27 protein-coding genes are annotated in these 23,778 nt (G+C 67.6%); 18 read left to right on the top strand and 9 right to left on the bottom strand.

Features of this window, described 5'->3' with window-relative positions; translation table 11 throughout:
• Positions 1-18 precede the first annotated feature (18 nt).
• The 6 genes from JOF29_RS30190 to JOF29_RS30165 all read left to right on the top strand — a co-directional run bounded on the left by JOF29_RS30190 (position 19) and on the right by JOF29_RS30165 (position 4,360).
• A complete protein-coding gene (locus tag JOF29_RS30190; RefSeq protein ID WP_209697799.1) occupies positions 19-402 on the top strand; it encodes a DUF1990 family protein in 384 nt (127 codons plus the stop codon).
• Between the two features lie 140 nt (positions 403-542).
• Positions 543-1,220: a uracil-DNA glycosylase gene (locus JOF29_RS30185; protein WP_209697798.1), complete on the top strand. Its 678-nt coding sequence runs from the start codon at positions 543-545 to the stop codon at positions 1,218-1,220.
• A 15-nt stretch (positions 1,221-1,235) separates the two neighbouring features.
• A complete protein-coding gene (locus JOF29_RS30180; protein WP_209697797.1) occupies positions 1,236-1,634 on the top strand; it encodes a hypothetical protein in 399 nt (132 codons plus the stop codon).
• Positions 1,635-1,716: 82 nt separating this feature from the next.
• Positions 1,717-2,418: a DUF969 domain-containing protein gene (locus JOF29_RS30175; protein ID WP_209697796.1), complete on the top strand. Its 702-nt coding sequence runs from the start codon at positions 1,717-1,719 to the stop codon at positions 2,416-2,418.
• Entirely contained in the window at positions 2,415-3,386 is a 972-nt protein-coding gene (locus JOF29_RS30170) for a DUF979 domain-containing protein (protein WP_209697795.1), read from the top strand. The genes JOF29_RS30175 and JOF29_RS30170 overlap by 4 nt, the downstream gene beginning before the upstream one ends.
• Positions 3,387-3,394: 8 nt before the next feature.
• Positions 3,395-4,360 (top strand): DUF2891 family protein, encoded by a 966-nt coding sequence (locus JOF29_RS30165; RefSeq protein WP_209697794.1) that lies wholly within the window; start codon positions 3,395-3,397, stop codon positions 4,358-4,360.
• A 212-nt stretch (positions 4,361-4,572) separates the two neighbouring features.
• Here JOF29_RS30165 and JOF29_RS30160 read toward each other — a convergent pair whose 3' ends face one another.
• Positions 4,573-5,787 carry an IS4 family transposase gene (locus JOF29_RS30160; RefSeq protein WP_209696954.1) on the bottom strand — a complete coding sequence of 405 codons (1,215 nt, stop codon included), beginning with the start codon at positions 5,785-5,787 and terminating at the stop codon, positions 4,573-4,575.
• Positions 5,788-5,977: 190 nt separating this feature from the next.
• Between JOF29_RS30160 and JOF29_RS30155 the strand changes: the two genes are divergently transcribed.
• The 5 genes from JOF29_RS30155 to abmR all read left to right on the top strand — a co-directional run bounded on the left by JOF29_RS30155 (position 5,978) and on the right by abmR (position 10,791).
• A complete protein-coding gene (locus tag JOF29_RS30155; RefSeq protein WP_209697793.1) occupies positions 5,978-7,165 on the top strand; it encodes an ROK family transcriptional regulator in 1,188 nt (395 codons plus the stop codon).
• A 9-nt stretch (positions 7,166-7,174) separates the two neighbouring features.
• Positions 7,175-8,431: a 6-phospho-beta-glucosidase gene (locus JOF29_RS45620; RefSeq protein ID WP_209697792.1), complete on the top strand. Its 1,257-nt coding sequence runs from the start codon at positions 7,175-7,177 to the stop codon at positions 8,429-8,431.
• Positions 8,419-9,423: an N-acetylglucosamine kinase gene (locus JOF29_RS30145; protein WP_209697791.1), complete on the top strand. Its 1,005-nt coding sequence runs from the start codon at positions 8,419-8,421 to the stop codon at positions 9,421-9,423. The genes JOF29_RS45620 and JOF29_RS30145 overlap by 13 nt, the downstream gene beginning before the upstream one ends.
• Before the next feature lie 216 nt (positions 9,424-9,639).
• Positions 9,640-10,227, top strand: a complete 588-nt coding sequence (locus tag JOF29_RS30140; protein ID WP_209697790.1) for a hypothetical protein — start codon at positions 9,640-9,642, stop codon at positions 10,225-10,227.
• 39 nt (positions 10,228-10,266) lie between these two features.
• A complete protein-coding gene (gene abmR, locus JOF29_RS30135) occupies positions 10,267-10,791 on the top strand; it encodes an ATP-binding transcription factor AbmR (RefSeq protein ID WP_209697789.1) in 525 nt (174 codons plus the stop codon).
• Positions 10,792-10,805: 14 nt separating this feature from the next.
• Here abmR and JOF29_RS30130 read toward each other — a convergent pair whose 3' ends face one another.
• The 4 genes from JOF29_RS30130 to JOF29_RS30115 all read right to left on the bottom strand — a co-directional run bounded on the left by JOF29_RS30130 (position 10,806) and on the right by JOF29_RS30115 (position 14,570).
• A complete protein-coding gene (locus JOF29_RS30130) occupies positions 10,806-11,945 on the bottom strand; it encodes a hypothetical protein (protein WP_209697788.1) in 1,140 nt (379 codons plus the stop codon).
• 8 nt (positions 11,946-11,953) lie between these two features.
• A complete protein-coding gene (locus tag JOF29_RS30125; protein WP_209697787.1) occupies positions 11,954-12,628 on the bottom strand; it encodes a histidine phosphatase family protein in 675 nt (224 codons plus the stop codon).
• 9 nt (positions 12,629-12,637) lie between these two features.
• Positions 12,638-13,495 carry a hypothetical protein gene (locus tag JOF29_RS30120; RefSeq protein WP_209697786.1) on the bottom strand — a complete coding sequence of 286 codons (858 nt, stop codon included), beginning with the start codon at positions 13,493-13,495 and terminating at the stop codon, positions 12,638-12,640.
• Between the two features lie 172 nt (positions 13,496-13,667).
• Positions 13,668-14,570: a phosphotransferase gene (locus tag JOF29_RS30115; protein WP_209697785.1), complete on the bottom strand. Its 903-nt coding sequence runs from the start codon at positions 14,568-14,570 to the stop codon at positions 13,668-13,670.
• 254 nt (positions 14,571-14,824) lie between these two features.
• Here JOF29_RS30115 and JOF29_RS30110 point away from each other — a divergent pair, with 254 nt between their 5' ends.
• Genes JOF29_RS30110 through JOF29_RS30100 form a run of 3 tightly spaced genes read left to right on the top strand, consistent with a single transcriptional unit; the run spans position 14,825 to position 16,882 of the window.
• Positions 14,825-15,745: a hypothetical protein gene (locus JOF29_RS30110; protein WP_209697784.1), complete on the top strand. Its 921-nt coding sequence runs from the start codon at positions 14,825-14,827 to the stop codon at positions 15,743-15,745.
• 26 nt (positions 15,746-15,771) lie between these two features.
• Positions 15,772-16,431 (top strand): RibD family protein, encoded by a 660-nt coding sequence (locus JOF29_RS30105; protein ID WP_307863760.1) that lies wholly within the window; start codon positions 15,772-15,774, stop codon positions 16,429-16,431.
• On the top strand, positions 16,424-16,882 hold the full coding sequence (locus JOF29_RS30100; RefSeq protein WP_209697782.1) for a deaminase: 459 nt from the start codon (positions 16,424-16,426) through the stop codon (positions 16,880-16,882). Before JOF29_RS30105 ends, JOF29_RS30100 begins: the two co-directional genes overlap by 8 nt.
• 67 nt (positions 16,883-16,949) lie before the next feature.
• On the opposite strand, the gene JOF29_RS30095 is transcribed toward JOF29_RS30100, so the two are convergent.
• Positions 16,950-17,792, bottom strand: coding sequence for a mechanosensitive ion channel family protein (locus tag JOF29_RS30095; RefSeq protein ID WP_209697781.1), 843 nt, complete (start codon positions 17,790-17,792; stop codon positions 16,950-16,952).
• A 234-nt stretch (positions 17,793-18,026) separates the two neighbouring features.
• Here JOF29_RS30095 and JOF29_RS30090 point away from each other — a divergent pair, with 234 nt between their 5' ends.
• Complete coding sequence (locus tag JOF29_RS30090) at positions 18,027-18,482, top strand: GNAT family N-acetyltransferase (RefSeq protein ID WP_209697780.1); 456 nt, start codon at positions 18,027-18,029, stop codon at positions 18,480-18,482.
• Between the two features lie 122 nt (positions 18,483-18,604).
• Here the strand turns inward: JOF29_RS30090 and JOF29_RS30085 are convergent, their stop codons facing one another.
• The 3 genes from JOF29_RS30085 to JOF29_RS30075 form a co-directional block, all read right to left on the bottom strand.
• Positions 18,605-19,198 (bottom strand): neutral zinc metallopeptidase, encoded by a 594-nt coding sequence (locus JOF29_RS30085; RefSeq protein WP_209697779.1) that lies wholly within the window; start codon positions 19,196-19,198, stop codon positions 18,605-18,607.
• A gap of 141 nt (positions 19,199-19,339) precedes the next feature.
• Positions 19,340-20,602, bottom strand: coding sequence for a neutral zinc metallopeptidase (locus tag JOF29_RS30080; RefSeq protein ID WP_209697778.1), 1,263 nt, complete (start codon positions 20,600-20,602; stop codon positions 19,340-19,342).
• Between the two features lie 18 nt (positions 20,603-20,620).
• Positions 20,621-21,919, bottom strand: a complete 1,299-nt coding sequence (locus tag JOF29_RS30075) for a neutral zinc metallopeptidase (protein WP_209697777.1) — start codon at positions 21,917-21,919, stop codon at positions 20,621-20,623.
• Positions 21,920-22,108: 189 nt separating this feature from the next.
• Between JOF29_RS30075 and JOF29_RS30070 the strand changes: the two genes are divergently transcribed.
• The 3 genes from JOF29_RS30070 to JOF29_RS30060 all read left to right on the top strand — a co-directional run bounded on the left by JOF29_RS30070 (position 22,109) and on the right by JOF29_RS30060 (position 23,738).
• Positions 22,109-22,432, top strand: a complete 324-nt coding sequence (locus JOF29_RS30070; protein ID WP_209697776.1) for a hypothetical protein — start codon at positions 22,109-22,111, stop codon at positions 22,430-22,432.
• Between the two features lie 134 nt (positions 22,433-22,566).
• Entirely contained in the window at positions 22,567-23,295 is a 729-nt protein-coding gene (locus JOF29_RS30065; protein WP_209697775.1) for an SAM-dependent methyltransferase, read from the top strand.
• Positions 23,296-23,315: 20 nt separating this feature from the next.
• Entirely contained in the window at positions 23,316-23,738 is a 423-nt protein-coding gene (locus tag JOF29_RS30060; protein ID WP_209697774.1) for a hypothetical protein, read from the top strand.
• The last annotated feature ends 40 nt before the right edge of the window (positions 23,739-23,778 follow it).

Genomic DNA, 23,778 nt, shown 5'->3' with positions numbered 1-23,778 from the left:
CACGTACGACGAGGTGGGGTGCACGCAGTACGACGAGACGCCGGAGGGCTACCACCGGCGCACCACCTCGAGTCGGCACCAACTCCCTCGGGCTACTGGGGCCAGGGCTCCTCAGCAAGCGACTCCGAAGCCGGCTGGGCATTCCTGTCCCCTGTCGCGTCGGTCTGGACCGTCAACGAACCGGACCGCATCGGCTTCGCCTACGGGACGCTGCAAGGCCACCCGGAGTCCGGCGAGGAGTCCTTCCTCGTCGCACGCGCCGCAGACGGTGTGTACGTCGCCATCCGCGCATACAGCCGCCCCGCCAGCTGGTACACACGTCTTGCGGGCCCTGTCACCCGTAAGGCCCAGTACTGCGCAGCCACCCGCTACGCCGCAGCCCTCCGCCGACTGTCCGCATAGCAAAGGCCCCGCAAGCTCATACCTTTGCGGGGCCGCGACCTTTGTACCGTCCGTGACAGCACCGGCATTCGAGCGACACGCGAACAGCAGGCAACAACCCGGGGTGCAATGCGAACCGCAGTACTGCGAGACTGTGGCGGGTGAGTCCTAAGACGTTGGCGGATCTGGTGGCGCCGGACTGGGCTGAGGCACTGGCTCCGGTTGAAGGCACTGTGGCGCAGATGGGCGAGTTCCTGCGCGGGGAGATCACTGCAGGCCGGGCATACCTACCGGCCGGCGAGAACGTACTGCGTGCGTTCCACCGTCCGCTGGCCCAGGTGAAGGTGCTCGTCGTCGGCCAGGACCCGTACCCGACGCCGGGTCACCCGGTAGGGCTGAGCTTCTCGGTGGCTCCCGACGTACGGCGGATCCCGCGCAGTCTGCAGAACATCTACCGCGAGCTGATGGCGGACGTCGGCGTTGCGGCTCCGTCCAACGGTGACCTGACGCCGTGGGCCGACCAGGGCGTGCTCATGCTCAACAGAGTGCTCACCGTGCAGCCCGGGAAGTCCGGCGCACACCGCGGCAAGGGCTGGGAGTCCGTCACCGAGCAGGCGATCCACGCGCTGGTGAACCGCGGCGGCCCGCTGGTCGCGATCCTCTGGGGCCGTGACGCCCAGACCCTCAAGCCGATGCTGGGCAGTACGCCGTACGTCGAGAGCGCCCACCCGAGCCCGATGTCCGCAGACCGCGGCTTCTTCGGCTCCCGCCCGTTCAGCCGCGTCAACGCGCTGCTGGCCGAGCAAGGCGCCACTCCCGTGGACTGGCGCCTCCCTTAGGGCACTCTGAGGTGCATGACGCGCTACGTGATCGATGCACCCACCCTGCTGCACCTTGTCGACAGTGAGCTGGCCGTCGCGGCACACCACCAACTGGTCGCCCCTGCGGCGATCCGTTCGGAGGCGCTGGAGCAGCTCCTCCGCGACGTACGCCTCGGCACCCGTACCGAGAAGGACGCGCGGCAGCTGCACACCCGGATGACCGAGCTGAAGATCCGCGCGCTCGGCGACCGGGTGTCCCGCTGGACGGCGTGGAAGATCGCCCGCGACCAGGACTGGGACACGCTCCGGGACGCGGAGTACCTCGCGGTCACCCGGCTGCAGGCGGACGCGCTGATCACCGTCGATCCGGACCTCGCGGCCAAGGCCGAGGGCATCGTCACGGTCGAGCCGGTGGAGAATTTGTTCGAATGATCCATTGCAGGATCGTTCAACAATCTTTAGGGTGAGCGGAACATCTCCCTCAGCAACACCCGTTCCGTCCCCGGGAGGAACCATGTGGGTTCTGCTCGCTATCGCGGTGGTGGTCGTCGGGTTCGCGCTCCGGATCAACTCGATGCTGGTCGTCACCGCGGCCGGGATCGTGGCCGGCCTGATCGGCGGCCTGTCTCCGGTCAAGATCCTGGACGCGTTCGGCGACGGGTTCGCCGGCAGCCGCTCCGTCACCGTCTTCATCGTCACGCTGCCCGTCATCGGGCTGATCGAGCGCTACGGGCTGCAGCACCAGGCCCGCAAGCTGATCAGCAAGCTCAAGGTCCTCACCACGGGCCGCTTGCTGGCCATCTACCTGCTGATCCGGCAGGGCACCGCGGCCCTCGGCCTGACCAGCATCGGCGGTCCCGCGCAGGCGGTCCGCCCGCTGATCCACCCGATGGCCGCCGGCGCCGCGGAACGCCGGTACGGCAAGCTCCCGGAGAAACTCCAGGAGAAGATCAAGGCCTTCGCGGCCAGCGCCGACACCGTCGGGCTGTTCTTCGGGGAGGACATCTTCGTCGCGATCGGCTCGATCCTGCTGATCACCGGCTTCGTCGACACGACGTACGGCCTGCACCTGGAGGCGATCGACATCGCGCTCTGGGCGATCCCGACCGGTGTCTGCGCGCTGCTGATCCACGGCACCCGGCTACTGCTGCTCGACCGTCAGCTGGACAAGCTCGCGGTCGAGCTCAAGAAGGCGGAGAAGGAGGCCGCGCGATGATCAAGGTCGAGTGGTTCTACTGGCTGTGCGGGCTGTTCTTCGTGCTGATCGCACTGCAGACCTTCAACGACCGCAGCAATCCCAAGCGGATCGGCAGCGCCGCGTTCTGGGGCGTCCTCGGCGTCTCGTTCGGCTACGGCACGTTCGTCGTGAACAAGCAGGCGCCGTCCTGGCTGCTCGGCATCGCGGTCATCGGCCTGGCCGTACTGGCCGGCTCGGGCTTCCCGGGCAAGGGCGAGGAGCGGACCACGACACCGGCCGAGCGCGTGCGCTTCGCCGACAAGTTCGGCAACAAACTGTTCCTGCCGGCGCTGGTCATCCCGGTCGTCGCTGCGATCTTCGGCGCCTGGCTGGCGAAGGTGAAGCTCGGCGACGGCAAGCTGCTGCTGCAGTCCGGTTCCGCCACGATCATCGGGCTCGGCGTCGCGTCGATCCTGGCGTTGATCCTCGGCATGGTGCTGCTCAAGCCGAAGTCCCCCGCCGTACCGCTGCACGAGGGCCGGCGGCTGCTCGAGCACATCGGCTGGACGGCGATCCTGCCGCAGATGCTGGCCACGCTCGGCCTGCTGTTCAACGCGTCCGGTGTCGGCAAGGCCGTCGGCCACGTCACCGATCACCTGATCCCGAAGGGCTCGCTGATCGCCGCGGTCATCCTGTACTGCGTCGGCATGGCGATCTTCACGATCATCATGGGCAACGCGTTCGCGGCGTTCCCGGTAATGACGGCCGCGGTCGGCTGGCCGCTGCTGGTGCAGCAGTTCCACGGCACCCCGGCGATCGTGTTCGCGGTCGGCATGCTGGCCGGGTTCTGCGGGACCTTGTGTACGCCGATGGCCGCCAACTTCAACCTGGTCCCGGCGGCGCTGTTGCAGATGAAGGACCAGTACGGGCCGATCAAGGCGCAGATCCCGACCGCGATCCCCTTGCTGGCGTGCAACATCGTCATCATGTATCTCGTCGCGTTCTAAGGAGTTCCATGAAGTACGCCGCGGCCTGGGCCGGTATCGCCTGCGAGGTCCTCGACACGCCGTACCCGTACGGCGCCGCGCACGCGTCGAAAGGGCCGGACGACGTGGACGTGACCCCGGATCGCCTGCACCCGGCGTTTCACGGGTCGTACGACTGGCACTCCAGCGCGCACATGCAGTGGTCCCTGGTCCGGCTGCTGACCCTGGCACCGGACCAGGTCGGCCAACGCCCGGTAGACCTGCTGGACCGTCGGCTGACGCCGGAGGCCATTGCTGTCGAGGTTGCGTACCTGCGGGAGCGACCGGCGTACGAGCGTCCTTACGGCTGGGCGTGGGCGGCCATGCTCGTTGCTGCGGCCCGGGACACGCAGTGGGCGGCGGCGCTTGCTCCGCTGGGTGACGTGATCGCGGAGCTTGTCCTTGCGTGGCTGCCGAAGCAGGCGTACCCGGTGCGGCACGGCGTACATCTGAACTCGGCGTTTGCGCTTGCACTGCTTCATGAGGCGTACGGCGAGCTGGGACGGGCGGATGTGGTGCAGGCGGTCCGGGCGCGGGCGTTGCAGTGGTACGGCGGGGACACGGCGTACGACTCGCGCTTCGAGCCGTCGGGTACTGACTTCTTGTCGCCTGCGCTGTCCGAGGCTGAGCTGATGCGGCGAGTGCTGCCGGATGCGGAGTTCGCGAGCTGGTTGGCTGCGTTTCTCCCGGGACTCGGTGCTGATGCGCATCGGCATCTGCTGGAGGTGCCGGTGACGGATGACTCGGGTGATGGGCAGTTGGCGCACCTGGGCGGGCTGGCGTTGTCGCGGGCTTGGCAGTTGCGGACGATCGCTCCTGCTGTGCCGGAGGTTGCTGACGTGCTCCGGGCTGGGGCTGATCGTCAGGTTGGCGCAGTACTGCCTACAGTGACGGACGGGGACTTCATGTCGACGCATTGGCTGGTGTCGTTCGCCCTCCTGGCCGATCAGGCCTAGCCGCAATACCGTTCAGTTAGTGTGGCATCACGGCGTAGTTCGGTGGTTGTTGTGGTTGCGGCCAGTTGATGTGGTGGGCGCGTTTGACGTGCCATTTGACGTATTTGCGTTTGATGACGCGGGGCGCGGAGCGTCGTCGTCGGGTGGGGTTGAGCCGGCGGATTAGGCGGCGCAGGAAGTCCGGCCAGCCGGGGCTGTCGCGGCCGTGCTGGTCAGGGGGAAAATGCGCCCGGGTGGGCGAGGGTCTGGCGGGTGATCCTGAGCGCGGCAACGAAACTGACCCGGTCCGGATCGTGCCCGGCATGGGTTGCGGCCTCGGCCATCAGGGAGCGGATCGCGTAGTGACAGCACAGGTGGCCCCAGATCTCTTGGAGGACCAGGTCGGGCGACTTGCTGCGCAGCACGGTGCGTGGTCCGCGCTGATGGGTCTTCAGTTCATCGAAGGTCAGCTCGATCTCCCACCGCTGGGCATACGCCGCGGCGAGATCGGTCGCACTCACCTCGTCGGGGTCGGTCAAGGTGGTGAAGAGCCTGTAGGCGGTGGGGTTGTCCCGGCCGTCATCGATGGTGTAATCGATGACCCGGACCAGCATCGGCTCCTCGCGCCGCGCCGCGGCAGTGTGCGACTGACGCAGGTGGGCCAGCCAGGAGCCGTCGGGAAGATCCTCAACGTGGATCGGCTTGGGCCCGGACTTATCGGTGCGGATCCGCCACAACAGGTCGGCGCCGGCCGCGATCGCCTTGCGCCACAAGGCGTAGGAGAAGAAGCCGCGGTCGGCGGTCAGCACCATCCCCGGCACCAGCCTGTCCAGGAGCCGTTCGGCCAAAGCGGCCTCGGACTCGGGGTAGGTGCCGATCTCGGCTGCGAAGACCGCGTGGGTGCCGCACTCGGCCAACGCGACCACCCGGGCCTGAGGGAACGCCGCCCGCTCGCCCTTGTCGACCCCCGGACGGCCGAAGTGCTCGTGATTGGCGCGCGTGTCAGCGACGTCCAGACACATCCCGTCGATCGCGACCAGACGCCGCCCGGCCAGCCACACCCCCGGCGTCGTGTCCGTCCCGACCGGTCTGGCGACCCGCTCGAAAAGCGCCGCCAACGGCTCAGCACCCAACCGCGCCCGGGCCTGGAAGATCGCGGACTTGCTCGGCGGGCTAAAGGTCTCGGTCCAGCCCGATACCCACGACAGCCCATCGGTCAACTGCGCGAGCACGTCCTCGTAGGAACCCTCGGAATACAGCGCCATCCCGATCGAGAAATAGGCCATCACCCGCGCAGGCAGCGAACGATGCCGCTGCTCGGTCCGGCCGACCTCGGCGATCACCTCATCGACCAGCGCCGGCGGGAACACCCGCGTCAGCACACCGACAGAGACCAGATCCGACAGACGCCGCCCGGTCTCCGGCTTCTTCCATCCACCACGTGGCATGCCCCCAAACTACACCACTGTGATCTTAACTGAACGGTATTGGGCCTAGCCGCGCTCCAACTCACGCCCGCCGATTGACACCCGGCGCCGTCCGCCGTACGGTCTCGCGTTAATAGGAAACTTTCCTAACAGTTCGGAAAGTTCAGCGCGGCGAGTACCCGCGGGCGGCGAAGGGAGGCAGGGTTGGCTCATGGCAACGACACCCGGAACGCCGCGCCTGCTGCGCGCGATGAACGACCGCGCCGCCCTGGACCTGCTGCTCAGCCAGGGCCCGCTCTCCCGCACCACGCTGGGCAACCTGACCGGACTGTCCAAGCCGACCGCGTCCCAGCTGCTGGCTCGTCTGGAGGCGGCCCGGCTGGTCCGCCCGAGCGGTACCACCGCCGGCCGCCCCGGCCCGAACGCGCAGCTGTACGAGATCAACGGCGAGATCGCGTACGTCGCGGGCCTGGACGTCACGCCGACGCGGATCCGGGCCGCGGTCGCGGACCTGACCGGGAACGTGGTGGGCAGCTACGAGCTGGCCACCCCGGGCCGCAGCGCCAAGGGCACGGTCGACCGGGTGCTCAAGGCGATCGACGGTGCCGCCGGCGAGGCCGGGCTGAGCCGGGAGCGGCTGCGCCGGGTCTCGATCGGTACGCCGGGCGGTTTCGACCCGACGACCGGCCGGCTGCGGTACGCGACCCACCTCCCGGGCTGGCACGCCCCGCACCTCCTGGAGGAGCTGGCCGCGGCGATCGCAGTACCGCTGGAGGTCGAGAACGACGTCAACCTGGCCGCGATCGCCGAGCAGCGGATCGGTCATGCCCAGGAGCACGAGAACTTCGTGCTGCTCTGGGGCGAGGAGGGCATCGGCGCCGCTGTCGTCATCAACGGCCGCCTGCACCGCGGCGCGACCGGCGGCGCGGGCGAGGTCGCGTTCCTGCCGCTTCCCGGTACGCCGCTGGTCCGCAACGTCGGTCGCAACAACGCCGGCGGCTTCCAGGAACTGGCCGGTGGCGAACCGGTCCTCGAGCTCGCCCGTGAACACGGCCTGAAGGCCCGTACGCCGGAGGCCGCGATCGCGGCCGCGCTGCAGACCGAGGGCGCCGGCGACGCCGTACTGAACGAGTTCGCGCACCGGCTCGCGGTCGGTCTGGCCGCGATCGTCGCGGTCGTCGACCCAGAGCTGATCGTGCTGGCCGGAGGCGTCATCACCGCCGGCGGCGAACGCCTGCGCGCCCTGGTCCAGGACGAGCTCGCCGAGCTCGCCGTACCGCGGCCGCAGCTGTTGATGACCGCGATCAGCACCGACCCCGTGCTCTCCGGAGCACTGCAGTCCGCACTGAGCACGACCCGCGACGAGGTGTTCGACACCGCGGGTCCACCCATCACCTAGGAGCCACATGTGAAACTCACAGTCGTCGGTGGCGGGTCCACCTACACGCCTGAGTTGGTCGACGGATTCGCTCGGCTGCGGGACTCGTTGCCGGTGTCGGAGCTGGTGCTGGTGGACCCGGTGGCGGACCGCCTGGAGCTGGTCGGTGGCCTGGCGCGGCGCATCTTCGCCAAACAGGGGCATGCGGGCCGGGTGATCACCACGTCCGACCTGGACGCAGGCATCGACGGCGCCGACGCAGTACTGCTGCAACTGCGCGTCGGTGGGCAGGCTGCGCGCAACGAGGACGAGACGTGGCCGCTGGAGTGCGGCTGTGTCGGCCAAGAGACCACTGGCGCCGGTGGGCTTGCCAAGGCACTGCGCACCGTGCCTGTCGTGCTGGACATCGCGGAGCGGGTACGCCGTACCAACCCGGACGCGTGGATCATCGACTTCACCAACCCGGTGGGGATCGTGACACGGGCGCTGTTGTCGCACGGGCACAAGGCCGTGGGGCTGTGCAATGTGGCGATCGGCTTCCAACGTCGGTTCGCTGCGCTCCTCGGGGTCACGCCGGAGGAGGTGTCGCTGGACCACGTCGGGCTGAACCACCTCACCTGGGAGCGCGCCGTACGCGTCAACGGCGAGGACATGCTGCCTCAACTTCTTGAGAAACACCTCACCGACGTCTCAGACGACCTGCAGCTACCGGCGGACCTAGTACAGCAGCTGGGCGTCGTACCGTCGTACTACCTGCGCTACTACTACCAGCACGACGCGGTGGTGCAGGAGCTTCTCCACAAGCCCTCCCGTGCGGCAGAGGTCGCTGCACTCGAGAAGGAGCTGCTGGACATGTACGCCGACCCGCAGCTCGACGAGAAGCCCGCACTGCTCGAGAAGCGCGGCGGGGCGTACTACTCGGAGGCAGCCGTCGCACTGGCGTCCTCTTTGCTCAACGACACCGGCGACGTACAGGTGGTCAACACACTGAACAACGGCACGTTCCCGTTCCTCGCTGACGACGCCGTGATCGAAGTACCGGCCACGGTCAACGCCCAGGGCGCTAAGCCGCGGCCAGTGTCCACGCTGGAGCCCCTGTACGCAGGACTCGTCGCACACGTCACGGCGTACGAACACCTTGCTCTGCAGGCAGCAGTACACGGCGGAGCCGACCGCGTGTTCCAGGCGTTGCTGGCGCATCCACTCGTCGGGCAGATCTCTATCGCGCAGGAGCTCACGGAGAAGCTGCTGGCGCACAACAAGGCGTACCTGCCGTGGGCGCGCTAGTCCCGGGCGGCGTACTCGCCTTCGACGCCGGCAACAGCAAGACCGACGTCGCACTGGTCGCCGCAGACGGCACAGTGCTCGGTACGGCGCGTGGCGGCGGGTTCGAGCCGCAGAAGATCGGTCCTGCTGCCGCCGTGGACGAACTTGAACCACTGGTACGGGCTGCGGCCGCAGCGGCCGGGCTGCGCCTTGGCGACGTACCGCTGGTGCAACAACTGTCGGCGTGCCTGGCGAACGCGGACCTGCCCATCGAGGTCGACCAACTGACCGCTGTGTTCGAGGAGCGCGGCTGGGCGGAGTCCGTGTACGTCGCCAACGACACGTTCGCGCTGCTGCGGTCCGGAGTGGACGAGCCGCGTGGTGTCGCCGTGGTGTGCGGCGCCGGGATCAACTGCTCCGGGATGCTCCCGGACGGCCGTACTGCGCGGTTCACGGCGTTGGGGAAGGTGACCGGCGACTGGGGTGGTGGCGCACAGCTGGCCGAGGAGGCGTTCTGGTCGGCGTCCCGCGCCGAGGACGGACGCGGCCCGGCGACCGCACTGGTGACTGCGTTGTCCAGGCACTACGGCAAGCCGTCGTTGAACGCGGTGATCGAGGCCTTCCACTTCGGCGAGCTGTCGCCGGACCGGCAGCTCGAAGCGGCACCGGTGCTGTTCCAGGTCGCGGCGGCCGGCGATACCGTTGCCCTAGGCATCGTTCAGCGGCAGGCCGAGGAGATCGTCGCGATGGCGTTCAGCGCGTTGCGGCGGCTCGACCTGCTCGCCGAACCGGTCACCGTCGTACTCGGCGGCGGCGTCCTCACGGCCCGGCACCCGGTGCTGCTCGACCGGGTCGCCCGACTGCTCTCCGACGTCGCCCCGAAAGCGCTGCCGCGGGTGGTCGACGTACCGCCGGTGGTCGGTGCGGCGCTGCTCGGGCTTGATCACACCGCGGCCGGAGCGGCGGCTCAGGAGCGGTTACGCGCAGCGTTCGCACCACCACCCGCTGCTTGACATTGCAAGCGTGTTGCGGCGCAAACTCCCGGGTGCGATGTGGCGTCCCACTCAGCAGAACCACATCCACTCGGGAGGTCGATGATGATTCGAAGGATCATGGGGCTTGGCGCCACGACGGCTCTTGCGGTGACCGCACCGCTCGTCCTGACAGGCGCAACGCCGGCCAACGCCGGTATCACAACCGCAACCTCAACCACCAGTTGCGCGGGTTCCGTGGCCGGTGTTTCCGCGGCGACGTACGCCGACCGGCTCGTCCGCGCCTGGGGCAGCGGCAACACGGCGGCCGCCGGCTGCTACGCCTCGACGGCCGCCGCCCGCACCCTGTTCGGGCAGGCGGCGCCGGGCGGGATCCACTGGCGGCGTACCGGTACCGAGGGCGCGGCCGGGACGATCTACGTGACGTACCACGACGACGCCCGCGGCGGGAACCTCACCATCGGCGTCCAGAACGTCGGACTGCGCGCCGGGAACGGCTGGCACGCGGCGTACACCGCCAAGTTCAGCGGCGAGCCGAAGGCGTGGAACGCGGTGCAGTGGTCGGACAACCTGGTCCGGGCCTGGGGCCGCGGCGACAGCAGGTGGACGGCGTACTACGCGACGCCGGCCGCCGTACGGGACCTGCACCGGGTGGCCGCGGCCGGCGGCCTGCACTGGACACGGATCGCGTCCGAGGGTGCGGCCGGTACGACGTACGTGACATACCGGAACGACATCACCCGGCACACGCTGGTGATCGGGGTGTCGAACGTCGGTCTGTCGCAGGGCGACGCGCATGCGGCGTACACGGTGCGGTACCACTGACCGCTTGAACTCGCCCTGTAAGGGTGTAATCATAATTACATGAGTACGCAGACCGAGCAGGAGAAGGTGCGGGGCTGGCTGACCGGGCGGTTGCCGGGCGACTGGTTCGAGGGTGAGACCGAGCTGTCGATCGACCGGGACGAGATCCTGATCGTCGGCCGGATCCCCGCACCCGAGCAGAAGCAGGACGTGAGCGCCGCCGAGCGCTCCGCCGCCGAGGAGGGCCGGATCAAGCAGTTCCGCGAGGACACCCGCGAGCGCCGGATCGAGATCGCCCGCGAACTCGAGCACGCCGCCCGCCGCAAGGTCGCCTGGGGCGTCCGCTGCGGCGACACCAGGACCGTCTTCACGTCGCTGTCCGCCCCCGTGATGACCCGCCTCCGCCAGCCCGAACGCCAGGTCCTCGACACCCTCGTCGACGCCGGCGTGGCCCGCTCCCGCAGCGACGCCCTCGGCTGGTGCGTCAAACTCGTCGCCCAGCACAGCGAAACCTGGCTCGCCGACCTCCGCACCGCCATGACCAAGGTAGAAGAGGTCCGCAAAGCCGGCCCCGACAAGGACTGACAGGCGCCCGTCGGCTACCTCGCCACCGAATCCCCGGCGCGGCCAACTGCTTGGGAGACCATGACGTTCGCAAGCGCGTGCTTGTCCGTGATCCAGTCGGTGCCACCGGCCGAGATCGATCGCCTCACCTCTTCAACCGCGGTTGCGGCGATCTCTGCGGGTTGCGCCAGGTACGCGCGCATGTAGTGCTTGAAGAGGGCTGCAAGCTGACCGGGCTTCGTCCCGGTCTTGGCCCGCAGCGCGACAAGCGGTAGAAACCACTGAACGAACGCATCCCAGACCGCCGACGTGGCTCGATACGCACGACAGAGCGGCTGAATTCCGGCGAGGTGGTCGTACGGCAGGTGCCCGTGGAGCGCGTACTGAAGGCGGATTCCGTTGTGCCTGCGGAAATGCACACCGTGCGCCGCAACATGGTTGGCCGCGTTCTGAGTGATGGTCATGACGGCTACCTCGGCCCGATGCCGCCTCGCCGCCGCGAGGACCGTCGCATGGATTCCAGCGCGCGGGTCGAGGACAACCCCGGTCAGGCCGAAAGGAGCCAGCTGGATTCCGTGGTCGCGGGTCCTGGACAGGATCAGTCGCGGAGCGACGTCGCCGGCGGTGTGTTGTAGATGTTTGGGCCACTGGCGATGATGGGCGTGGATATCCGACCGGTCGAGGACAGGGCGGCCCGGCCTGGGTTCTGCGACAAGATGAAGACCAGCTCGATCGCGAGATTCCGTTCCGCCACACGCCTTGCACGGCTGGCTTCCGCTGCCGACCATGTGTCCGCAGTGGCGGCAGGTGGCGACTGTCTCGCGGCTGATCCTGAGGACTCCGGCCCGGAGGTTGCACTCGATCATCTCCAGTGCAAGGTCGGCAACTTCGCCGTCCGCGTCGGTCATGATTCCCGCGGACGGCGACTGATTCTCCGCATACTTGTCAGCGATCAGCTCGGCTTCGAATTGGCTCCGGCAGCGGCTCGTCCCCTCAGCCTGCCGGTAACGCAGATCGCCGGCCAGCGTGACGGTGTTCCAAAGGTGCGGTGCAGGCGGGACGCCGAGGATGCCGTTGAGAACCGCGGCGAGGCGGACGCCGACGGCCTTGCCCGGATGGCCGTCGAACGTGAAGGGCCCGTTCTGGACGGGTCCGTTGACGAACAAATGCCGCACGTGCGCTCCTAGATGGGCGAGAGAGTGGTTCCCACACGAACGAATCGGTCATCGCGCAACTCGTAGTGGAGGATCGCGGCGTTGGGCATCTTCCCCTTGCGCTCGTCGGCGAGGATCTCCGGCAGCAGTCGCTCTTCGAGGAGGCATTTGAGCGCCACGGCAGCGGTCTGGTGGGTGAAGGCAAGGACCGTTCGGCGAGCGCAAAGTTCTGCACGGGCCTGGGCGGCGAACCGGGCTGCGCGGTCGAGTACGTCCTTGGCGAGCGACTCTCCACCGCCAGGCGCGGTCCAGACGTGTTTGCGGTAACGGCGGTCCTGTGCCAGCTCGGGATAGGTCTCGTACAGCTCACGTTTGGACATGTAGGTGGCGTCGCCGTAATGCTGTTCGTCGAGGAGGGCACTCTGCTGCGGCCAACCCTCAGGTAGGTCCGGCACGGCGATCGCGGCAGTGTCGATCGTCCGTCGGTACGTCGAAGTGAAGACCCGCGGATCCGGCCCCAGGAACGGCGTGAGCACGTCCGCCAGCCACTGAGCTTGCCGGAATCCCCGCGGCGTCAGACCGACGACTTCGCGGGAGATGGCATGAGCGACCGCTCCGCCGTACGGGCGGGGATCGCGGTAGAAGCCGTCGTACTTGGCAGCGTTCTCGACCGATTCGGCGTGCCGAATGACAAGTAGGGTCACCAGCGAGTCCTATCCGGCGAGGTTTGCGACGTAGGAGTTGCTGACCGTCCAGGGCGTCAGTTCGATGCCGAAGCCGCTGCGCTCGCCGTCCTGAGTATGGACGAGCTTCCCGGACAGGTGGACGGTGTCGCCAGACCGGAACGCGCCGGTGTAGGCACCGAGGTACGAGCGCATGTGAGTGATGCTGCGTGCGAAGGACCCCGGCTCGTCGATCGTCGAGCTGAGGATGTTCTTGACCCTGATTCCGTAGACAGCCGGTGTGGTGAGACCTTCGGCGTGGTCCGTGATCTTCGCGAGGAGCGAGATCTCGCCGATCTCCTTGGACGCGATCCGGGCGAACGTCTTGTCGTGGTCGGAGCGGAGAGGCTCGCAGTTGATGTGCGCGCCGGAGCCGACCGTCAGCCCTTGAAGCTTTCGGCATTCCTGCTTGATGAGAGCGTCGAAGGAACTGCCTTCCAGATACTTCGCCCGCCGCAGGTACAGCCTGGTGAGATCGCCCCCGTCGTACGGTCTGATCAGGTCGGTCTGTTGGAAGAGATCAGCTGCGACCTGGTACCCCTCGGGTCCGTAGCAGACCAGGTCGATGTCTGAACGCTCGTTGAAACAGCCGACCAGGAACGATCCTGTGACGCCGAGCAAACCCTCCGCTCCGTTCGCGGCGATCCACTGCGTGATCGCGAGGAGGTCCTGGCCCGTCTGGTTGTCTGCAACAGCGCCCGGCTCCTCGTGTATGGCGGCAAGCGCATAACGGCACGAGTAGTGGACCGCTACATCGTCACGCGGAATACCGGTGATGACGCATCCGAGCGTCTCCGAGTAGATGTAGCACTCCGGTCGGTCGGCAAGGATACCGAAGGACTTGGACACGACGCTGTTCTGTCGATAGGTCTGGCCGAACAACCACCGGTCCCCCTTATCGTCTGGGTGATACTTGACGTAGCCCAGATAGTGACTGCCGGGGTGACTGTCGCCGATGACCTTGAAAACAACGCCATGACGGTCCATGAGGTAGTCCCGGTCGCGGACAGCCGGGACTCGGCTACCGGTTCTCAGTGCTGAACCGTTCCAGGGTGGGGAAAGCACCGGTGTCGATTGTGCCGGTCGACTCATACTGGTCAAGTCCCATCGTGAAGAGGGCGCGGCGGTACTGCCACTTGATACTTTTGTCAGGGCGCGCAGGATCGCTGGGACGCATGAGCGCGAGGAAGAAGAAGCACTTGACGAGCAAGAAGTCGCCCAGGTAGTCGCTGACCCGTTGCCCGACAAGGGTCGCAGTGGTCGCGTCAAGTGCGGCGGCGTAGGAGGTCCGCTGGTCCGGTGTAATCCCGTATCCCTTGCCGCCACCTTTGAAAGCAACGATGTCGAGCGCGGGATAGACGTCATAGCCGAGCGGGACCGGCCCATGGTGCTGCCAGTCGATGACGCCGGCCCGGAGGATGTTGGGCAAGCCGTAGTCCAGGTGCCCGTGCACCATGGGAAGTCCGGTCATCCGATTGAGAGCCTGTTCGACAGCCTCGTGGACCCGGGGTGTGTCGAAGTCCGGGTTCTCCTCGAAGACATCCGCAGCAAAAGCCGCCTTCTCGAACCATGACACCGTGCGGAGCGGATGCCTCGCCTGAGCCTCCAGCAGCTGCGATGAGACCACGGCCGCCGTACGAACGACCCGCTCGCTGACCCGGCCGCTGGACCGCGCATCAGCGAGCGCCTCGTCATGCAGCGACAGGTCGCCGATGGCTCGCTCGATGACGAAGTACCGCCCGTCCTCGACGCCGTTGTCGACGATCATGGGAACGGGATAGCCCATTCCGGCGGCTACCTGTTCGAACTCCGCCTCAACCCGCAGATCGGTCCCGCCGGTTCGCTTGTAGAGCAGCCCGTCTGCTGATCTCCACACCTCGCCGTCGGCTGCGGTTCTCTTCTTCACAAATACCCAATCGCTCATCGCGACCCGCTCCTTCCGCTCGGTGGGAACAGCGGGCGGACACAGACGCAGGGATCATTACGTCCGCCCACTGATCGGTGGGGCGCTGCGACTCTCGCGCTTGACGCGATCGAGAAGCACCGCCGATCCCATGGTGGCGATCTGCGCGGCCGCAGGAAATTGATTCGGCCCGTGGACTCGTTCCACGCGATCGTTGCACACCGCTACGCTTAGTTCTGGGTCCGCGTCTTGGGAGGATTGTGACTCGTCGACGGGTGTTCGATCCGGGCAGCGTGCCGTCCTCGTTCTGGCGGAACAGCGACGTACAGGTTGCGTTGGCGCGGCGCGATGTCGCTGAGTTGTTCCGAAGGTACCTGACGGATTTCACCGACTGCACGCAGACACAACTGGCCCTCTTGACCGAGCATGATCGCTCGGACGTGTCCAACTGGATCCGTGGAACGCGGCATGGCCAGGTTTCGGACATCAACGTGCTCACCCGTATCGCGGAGGGCCTTCAGGTGCCCGACGACGCTCGGATGCTCATGGGCCTGGCACCCGCCGACACCCTGGTCTCGTCGATCCGAGACGAGCGGGAACTGGCCAAAGGCACGGCGTCGGTCGCCGAGCCGGCCCGGACGCGAGTTGACGGATCGGATGCGTCGAGCACCCGCATCGCGATCTGTGGGAGCAGATCCGCCGGAACGAACTCGCCTGTCATAGACGCCGCTGTGCGGTCGATGGCTCGGCTGGTGATGGTACGGCGGCTGTTGGTCAACCACGGCCCGATCGGGGTGGGCATCGAGGTGATCACGCACATCGCGGATCACTACCAACCGCCGGGTCTGCGCGGCGCCGTGGCGATCTTCGGACGCCGAAACGTGGTCTTCGACGCCGAGTACGTCGTGGTCATCGGCGGCGGGAGCGGGACCCAGGCAGAAGCAGACATCGCCGCGTCGATGGGCAAGCGGCTCCTCCCGCTCGGCGCGAGCGGTGGGTCGGCCGAGGCGATCTACCATCAGTCGCGCCATACCCCCGCGCTGTCGGACTGGATGCCGGGCAGCGTCCGGGAGACGCTGTACGGCTGTTCGACGCTCGGATCCGATGTGGGGCAGGCCGCGATTCGGCGGATGACAGATGATTTCGTGTACATGATCGATGACCTTGTCGGTACCGATGAAGGAGACCATTCGTGACCCAGCGCCCGTACGTACTGTTGTCGGTGGCCGCCTCGATCGACGGCTACATCGACGACAACACCGATGAGCGCCTTCTGCTGTCGAACGACGAGGACTTCGATCGGGTCGACGAGGTCAGGGCGGGTGTCGATGCGATCCTCGTGGGGGCCAACACGATCCGCCGTGACAACCCGCGGCTGCTCGTTCGTTCCGACGACCGCCGCAAGCGTCGCGTGGACGCCGGTCAGCCCGAGTCCCCGATCAAGGTGACGATCAGCGCCGGCGGAGATTTCGACCCGGCATCGAAGTTCTTCTCCGCCGGCGACGTCGACAAGGTCGTCTACGTCCCGACGTCTGCGGTCGGCACAGCAACTGCTGCCGTCGGGGCCGTGAGCAACGTCGTCGGCACCGGCGAAAAGGTCGACCTCGGCTTCGTTCTCGACGATCTGGGGCGGCGTGGCGTGCGACGACTGATGATCGAGGGCGGCGGCACGATCCACACCCAGTTCCTGGCAGCCGGCCTTGCCGACGAGATCCACCTGGTGGTCGCGCCATTCTTCGTGGGTGACAGCACGGCGCCCCGCTTTGTCGGCGAGGCCACGTTCCCGCAGAGCCCCGCCAACCGCATGCACCTCGCCGAGGTGAAGCAAATCGGTGACGTGGTCCTTCTTCGCTACCTTCCCGGACACGCCGACGATGCCTGACACCGACGACCGCTACTGGCTCGAGCGGGCGATCGAGCTCTCCCGCTCCTGCCCGCCGTCGGCCACAGCATTCTCCGTCGGTGCAATCATCGTTGGCGACGGAGAGATCCTGGCCACCGGCTACTCGCGGGAGACCGACCCCCACGACCACGCCGAGGAGGTCGCCCTCGCGAAGCTCCCACCACGGGATCCTCGCCTCCGCAACGCTGTCATCTACACAAGCCTCGAACCGTGCAGCAAACGAGCCTCTCGCCCCCGGACCTGCACCGAGCGCATCCTCGCGGCCGGCATCCCTCGAGTCGTCCTTGCGTGGCGCGAACCCTCGATCTTCGTCGACTGCGAGGGCGCCGAACTGCTGGGGGCGGCCGGTGTGGAGGTGGTCGAGATGCCGTCACTGGCAGAGCAGGTCAAGGACATCAACGCCCATCTGCTTACTGACCGAACTGACTGACCGCAGCCACGAGTCGACGGGCGGCAACCCGGTTTGGATTGCCGCCCGCCTGAGGAACCTCTTGTAGTTACTGGCCCTGTTGCCAGTTGCCGTTCTGGGGGGTGCCGTTGGACCAGGTGCCGGTGCTGTGGGCTGCGGGGTGCTGTTCGGGCTGCTGCTGGTAGCCGCCCTCGTAGTTGCCCTGGTAGTCGCCCTGGGCCGGGTAGGTCGCCGTACCGTTGGAGCCTGTCGCGTTCGGGTCCGCGGCCGGCTTCTGGAGGTTGTCCTTGGAGAACAGGTTGCCCAGTGCGCGGCCGGCCATCTCGCGGCCCCCGAGGCCGAAAGCGAGGCCGAGAGCGAGTGCGGCACCCGCGAGCACGATCAGCAGCGTGTTGCCGGTGAGCTGGACCGCGACACCGAGCTGGGTGAGGGCGGCGAATGCGGCGTACACCAGGACGGCGTACCGCGCCACCTTGGCCAGGGTCTCGTTGCCGGTGGCACCGCGGATGATCGCGGCCAGGAAGTTCGCGAACAGCGCGGCCAGGCAGACGATCACGATCGCGGCGAAGATCCGCGGGATGTAGGCGAGCATGTCGCTCATGAAGTTCGAGATCTCCGGTACGCCGAGTGCGGAGGCGAACATCGTGAAGCTGATCAGGAACACGAACCAGAACACGACCTTGCCCAGCATCGCCGACGCGGTCAGTCCCGTACCCGACCGTTGCAGCACACTGGAGACGCCGGCCCGTTCCATCCAGCTGTCGAAACCGACCCGGCCGAGTAGTTTGCCGACGAGTTTGCCGAGCACCTTGGCGACGAAGTACCCGATCACCAGGATGACCAGGCCGCCCAGCAGGTTCGGGATGAACGACAGCAGTTTGCTGAAGGCATCTTCGAACGGCTGGGTGAAGTTGATAGCTAACGCTGACATCGGATGACCTTTCAGGACTGGCCCGCATCCGCTGTCGGCGCATGACTGCCCCAACCCCGGCACGGGCGGATGCAGTGGTGTCCAGTATGACTCGTACCCTCTGATGCCGGAGGCAAACAGTGCTCCCCGGCGAGGCGGGCAACGAAAAGTGTTTGCGTAAGGCAATCACCGTCGCGGCACTTCGGTCATTACCCCGCCGACTGAACCGTTTCAGGTGTTTGCGATCCTGTCCGCATGAACGACCTTGTGATTCGCCGCGCCACCGCCGCCGACGTCGCCCCGATCGTGACGATGATCGCCGACGACCAGCTCGGCGCCACCCGCGAGTCGACCGGTGACCTGACGCCGTACCTGGCCGCGTTCGAGCAGATCGATGCCGACCCCAACCAACTCCTCGTAGTTGCCGAACGCAACGACGAGGTGATCGGCACGCTGCAGCTCACGATCATCCCCGGCCTCTCCCGCCGCGGCTCCTCCCGCGGCCTGATCGAAGCCGTCCGGGTAGCCCGCCCGGCCCGCGGCGCCGGCCTCGGCACCACCCTGATCCAGTGGGCCGTCGAGGAGTCCCGCACCCGCGGCTGCGCCCTCGTCCAGCTCACCTCGGACAAGTCCCGCACCGACGCCCACCGCTTCTACACCAGCCTGGGCTTCGCCAACACCCACGAAGGCTTCAAACTCAAGCTCAGCTGACCCGGTTCGCGGGGGCGGACCAGGTGTTGCAGGCGGAGGGGGACTTGGCGGTGAAGGCAGCCTTGGACCACGCCGTGCTGCTCTTGCGCGATCCGTGGTCTCGTGGCGACGACGGGGCGTCTTCATCGCCGGAGTACGCCTCGTCCTGGTAGGCGTCGATGCGGTCGTCGTACAGGTCGAGCGTGTCCCGGTTCGCCCCGAGGAATGCGGCAGCCAGGCAGGAGGCCTGGAGCTCGAGGCGGCGGGTCTGTTCGAGGGAGGGCCGCGCCCGTGGTCCGGTCCAGGCGGTCGTCGTAGTACGCCGAGATCCCGGCCAACTGCTGGAGATGGTGCCCGAACTCGTGCGCCATCACCCACAGGAGATCGGCCGACGCGTACTGCCGGTCGTCGGGGCTTTCCTCGAGATGCTGGGTCCAGTCGAGGTAGATGTCGGAGTTGTCGGTGCAGTAGAACGCGTCGGAGTCGGCGTCGAAGCCGCCGCAGGCGGTCCGCGCGCCCACGGTCACGACGTACAGGGTCGTCGGGGCGAAGCTGGCGTCCGCGTGCTCGACGACCGGTTTCCAGGCGGATTGGAGGCAGACCAGCATCGCGTTCGCGGACCGCTGTACGTCGCTCCGCGTCTTCAACGGCCCGCCCGGCAAGTAACAGGGCGTCGCGGGCACCTGCCCCGCCGTGTAGAGCTGGTTGTGCAGCAGGTACGTGTCTTCCAACGACATGTACGTCGGGGTAGCAGGCGCTGTCCGCGGCGTGGAGCTCGCCGTCACCCACCCCGACGGCGAAGGCGACGCTGTGGGCGGGCCGGCGCAGCCGCCAACCATCGCCAGGAGCACCGCCACCAACGCCGCTTTGCGCACGGCTCAACTGACCTTGGCGGCAGGGGCGGTGAAGGTGTTGCAGTCCTTGGGGTTGGCGGAGGTGAAGGCGGGGTCGGACCAGGCCCAGTTGCTCGCGCGGGAGCCGTGGTCGCGGACCTTCTTCGGGTTGTACTCGTCGCCCGAGTGCGAAGCTTCCCACTGCCAGAGCTTCAGCTTGTTGCCGGACAGGCCGAGGGACGTCTTGTTCGCGCCGAGGAAGGCCGCGCCGAAGCAGGTCGCCTGGAGCTCCCGGCGGCGGGCCCATTCGAGCTTCATCGCCTTCGAGTTCGTCCAGCCCTCGCGGGAGAACGACGCGGTGATCATCTCGGTCATCTGCTGGACGTGGTGGCCGTACTCGTGGGCCATCGTGTCGAGCATCCACACCCGCGCAGCCAGCGGCTCGTTCTTGTAGTACTTGAGGTCCTCTTTCCAGCTGATGTTGATGCTCTCGTCGGAGCTGCAGTAGTACGCCGTGTCCGACTCGCCGGTGCAGTCCTCGTCGGTGGTGACCTGGCTGGTCTGCAGCTTCACCTTCGGCGACCGGAAGTCGTACCCGGCCTTCTTCACGATCGGTGCCCAGGCGTTGTTCAGGCAGGGCAGCAGCGCCTGGTAGTAGCGCAGGATCGAGGACTGCGAGTTCGGTTTGATGGCCGGTTCCTTGCAGCTCACCGGTACGACGTTCCCGGAGGTGTAGATCTTGTTCTTCTGCAGCCGCTCCATGTCCGGGATGCCCTGGACGGTGACCGTCACGGTGGGGTCCGGGGGGACCGGGAGCGGAGCTTGGGACTTCTTGATCGAGGGCTGTGACAGGGGACGCTGGAAACCGTACGAGTCGACGAGCTTGAAGCCGCCGATGGCCGCGCCGGTGAGCATGACGACGACCACGACCGAGAGCCCGGCGATGATCGGGCGCGAGTGCTGGCGTGGTGGCTTGAGCGGGGGCGGTTCGGCGGTGAACTGGGCGCCGGAGCGGGACGGGTTCGAGTGCCAGCCGGTGGACCGGGGGCCGCCGGCGCGGCGGGTACCCGTGAGCGGGGTGTACGGGGTGCCGGTGAGCGGTGCGGTCGGTGGGCCGGTGTAGTCGCTCTCGGTACCGGGCTCGGTCGGCAGCGGGCGGGCTTTCCGGCGTACGGACGAGTCGTCGAACGCGACCGGGCGCGCCGTCCCGAGGCCTACGGGCTGCGCGCTCTTCAGGGTCAGCGGCTGGGATCCGGGATCGGGCTCGCCGGTACTGAAATGGCCCGGCTTCGGGACGGAGTCAGGCATCGATCGTTCCCATCTTGCTCAGCTGACCTTGGCGGATGCTGCGCCGAAAGTGTTGCAGGCGGCGGGGTTGGTTGTCGCGAAGCCCTGGTTCATCCACAGCGTGTAGCTCTTGCTGGAGCCGTGGTCGCGGACCTTGTCCTTGCTGTACTCGTCGCCGCTACGCCGGACCTGGTCGTTCCACTGCTGCAGCAGCTCGCCGCGCAGCGGGAAGCTCGCCCGCGCGGCGCCGAAGAACACCGCACCGAAGCAGGACGCCTGCAGCGACGCGCGCCGGTCCTGCTCCAGCTCGGCCGCCTTGTTCGCCGCGGCGTCCGCGAGGTTGCCGGTAGCGTCGGCCATCCCGGTCAGGTTCTGGACGTGAACGCCGTACACGAAGCCGAACGCCTGCGCCATCTGTGCCCGGGTCGCCGCCCGGTGCGTCGGGTAGTCCTCGACGATCTTCTGCCACGGCATCGTCACGCTGCCGCCCTGGTCGTCCTGGCAGTACGACGCGAGATCCTGCTGTACGCCGCACGCGGTCTCCTCGCCGTCGTCGAAGACGATCAGCCGCGGCGACCGGAACTCGAAGCCCGCCTTGGTGACGAGTGGCTTCCAGGCCTTGTCCATACATGCGGTCAGCGCCTGGTAGTAGGAGCGCACGTTCTCCTTGGACGTCGGGCGGAACGCGGGCTCCGGGCAGTTCACCACCGGCAGTTTCCCGGCGCCGTAGATCGCGTTCTTGCCGACGACGTCGGCGTCCGGCGTACCCTTGCCGACCGGCGCGGTGGTCGTCGGGCCGCCGCTCGCACCGTCGCCCGGCGTCGCGGACGGCGTACCCAGCGGGTTCGCGACGAAACCGTCGTAGTTCGAGAGGACCTTGACCGCGAACGTCGCGCCGCCGCCGAGCACCAGCAGGGCCGCGGCGACGATCAGCGCGATCAGCCCCTTGGAGCGCTTCTTCGGCACGAACGGGATCGGCTCCGGGTGGAACACCTCGCGGTACGCCGCGGCCGCGCGATCGTCGGCGGCCGCCGGCCCGAGCCGGGTGCCGGACAGCGTCGTCCGCCGGGAGTCGATCCGGCTGCCGCTGAGCTGCGGGTGCGCCGGCCGGTCGTCCCTACCGAGCCGTGGTGTAGGTGCCGCCAACGGCGCCGATCCGCCCACCGCCCGGTTGCCCACCGCCCGGTTGTCCGCCGTCGGGTTGCCCGCAGTCGGGTCGCCCGCAGCCGGGTTGCCCGCCGCCCGGTTGTCCGGTGTCGTCCGGTTGTCCGCCGTGGTCCGGTCCCCGTCGCCGCCGGGCAGGAAATGCCCGGGCTTGGGCGCCGACTCGTCCGCCATAGGTTTCCGCTTCTCCCCAGTACCGGCTGCCGCCGATCCCCATCAGAATGGCCGGCACAGACCCCCGAGCCGACCGCCGGCTGATATTACGGCCTGGACCGCCATCCGGAGAACCGGGTTGCAGCTATTGACACCGTTTCGCGACGCCGCTACCGAACGCAGTCAGTCGGTTACCCGTCCGTAGACGAGGTGCTGGCTGGCGGCCTGGAGCCGCGGATCGGACTCGACCAGCCGGGCGAACAGGACGGCCTCGCGGACAACCTTCTTCCCACCGGCGCCCTTGACGGGAGCAGGCCGTCGATCCGGTCCGGCGCCGCGTTCTGCAGGATGCTGGCGGCCGGGCCCTCGACTCCGAGTACGTCGACGTCGGCGAGCCCGGCGGTGCTGAGCTCGTCGGTGTGGTGGAAGTACGCGACCGTGAAGCCGCCCGAGCCGCCGACATCCAGTACGTCGGCCGCGGGGGCAGCAGCAACTCCTGGGTACGCGCGAACTCGAGCCGGCCGTGTCCGTTGACCACCAGCCGATCGTCCTCGACGTACCGGTCCCGATAGAACGAGCGAATCACCGGATCAAGTTCAGCCCGTGCAGTCACTGTGCCGCACGGAAACCCCGGGCACATCCCGATTTCACCCCGCTACGCTGTGCTGATGGATCTGCGGCACGACAGCTGTCCTCGCTCCAACGGGTACGACGCGGACTGGCTGCTGGCCCGCGACATGGGCCCGAATCCCCTGTGGTTGCTGGAGGATCTCGCCCGCGACCTCGACCTGCGGCCCGGGATGCGGGTGCTCGACCTCGGCTCCGGCAAGGGCGCCACGTCGGTGTTCCTCGCGCGGGAGTTCGGCGTACAGGTGTGGGCCGCGGATCTATGGGTGGACCCAACGGAGGCGGCGGCGTCCATCGGGTCGCCGGACGTCGTCACGCTCAAGGCCGAGGCGCACACGCTACCCTTCGCCGAGAGCTACTTCGACGCGATCGTCTGCATCGACGCCTGGGAGTACTTCGGTACCGCGGACCACTACCTCGCCTACATCACGAGCTTCCTCAAGCCGGGCGGACAGCTGGGGGTCGCGACGCCGGCGATGACGAAGGAGGTTCGCGAGCTCGGAGGCATCCCGGAGCACATTCGGAAGGTGGTGGGTTGGGAGGCGCTGGGCTGGCATACCGCGGGCTGGTGGCGGTTCCAGTGGGAGGTCACCGAACTGGTCGACGTCACCGCGGCCAGGCTCCAGGAGAACGGGTGGTCCGACTGGCTGCGGTGGTCCCGCGCGGTCGCCGAGTACCGGGACGAGCGCCGCTCCGGAGTGGTCGAGATGCTCGAGGCCGACAACGGTCAGTACCTCACGTTCGCGATCCTCGCCGCCCGGAAGCGCTGATCACCTGGCATGCTGGGGGCATGAGCTGGGCTGTTTATGCGATGCGCGGACCAGGAGGCGTACGGCGCCTTGACGACATACCGGTCGACTACGAGCCGCCGTCGGTCGGGACCTCGACCGACGTGGTGGCCGCGGTCCGGGAGCTGGTGCCGGACGTCGACGCCAGCAAGCCGTCCTGGCTGGCGTTGCGAAGTTCGGACTTCGACGTCGAGATGACGATCGGCAAGGGTGTCGAGGTCCGCGACATCACCTTCTACCTGAACGACGGCCCGCGGTCGATCCCGATCGTGATGGAGATCAGCCGCAGGCTCGGCGTCACGCCGTACGACACCGAGTCCGGCAACTTCCTCACCGAGGAGTCCCGCCCGCCGGTGCCGCCGCCGATGGAGCCGGACGAGATCAAGATGAACAAACCGAAGTGGTGGAAGCTCGGCCGCAAGTAGTTTGCGGGCTCAGCACAGGAACTGGTGGCTTTGGACAGGT

Source organism: Kribbella aluminosa (assembly GCF_017876295.1).
GTDB lineage: Bacteria > Actinomycetota > Actinomycetes > Propionibacteriales > Kribbellaceae > Kribbella > Kribbella aluminosa.
This window is presented reverse-complemented; position numbering and strand designations above follow the sequence as displayed.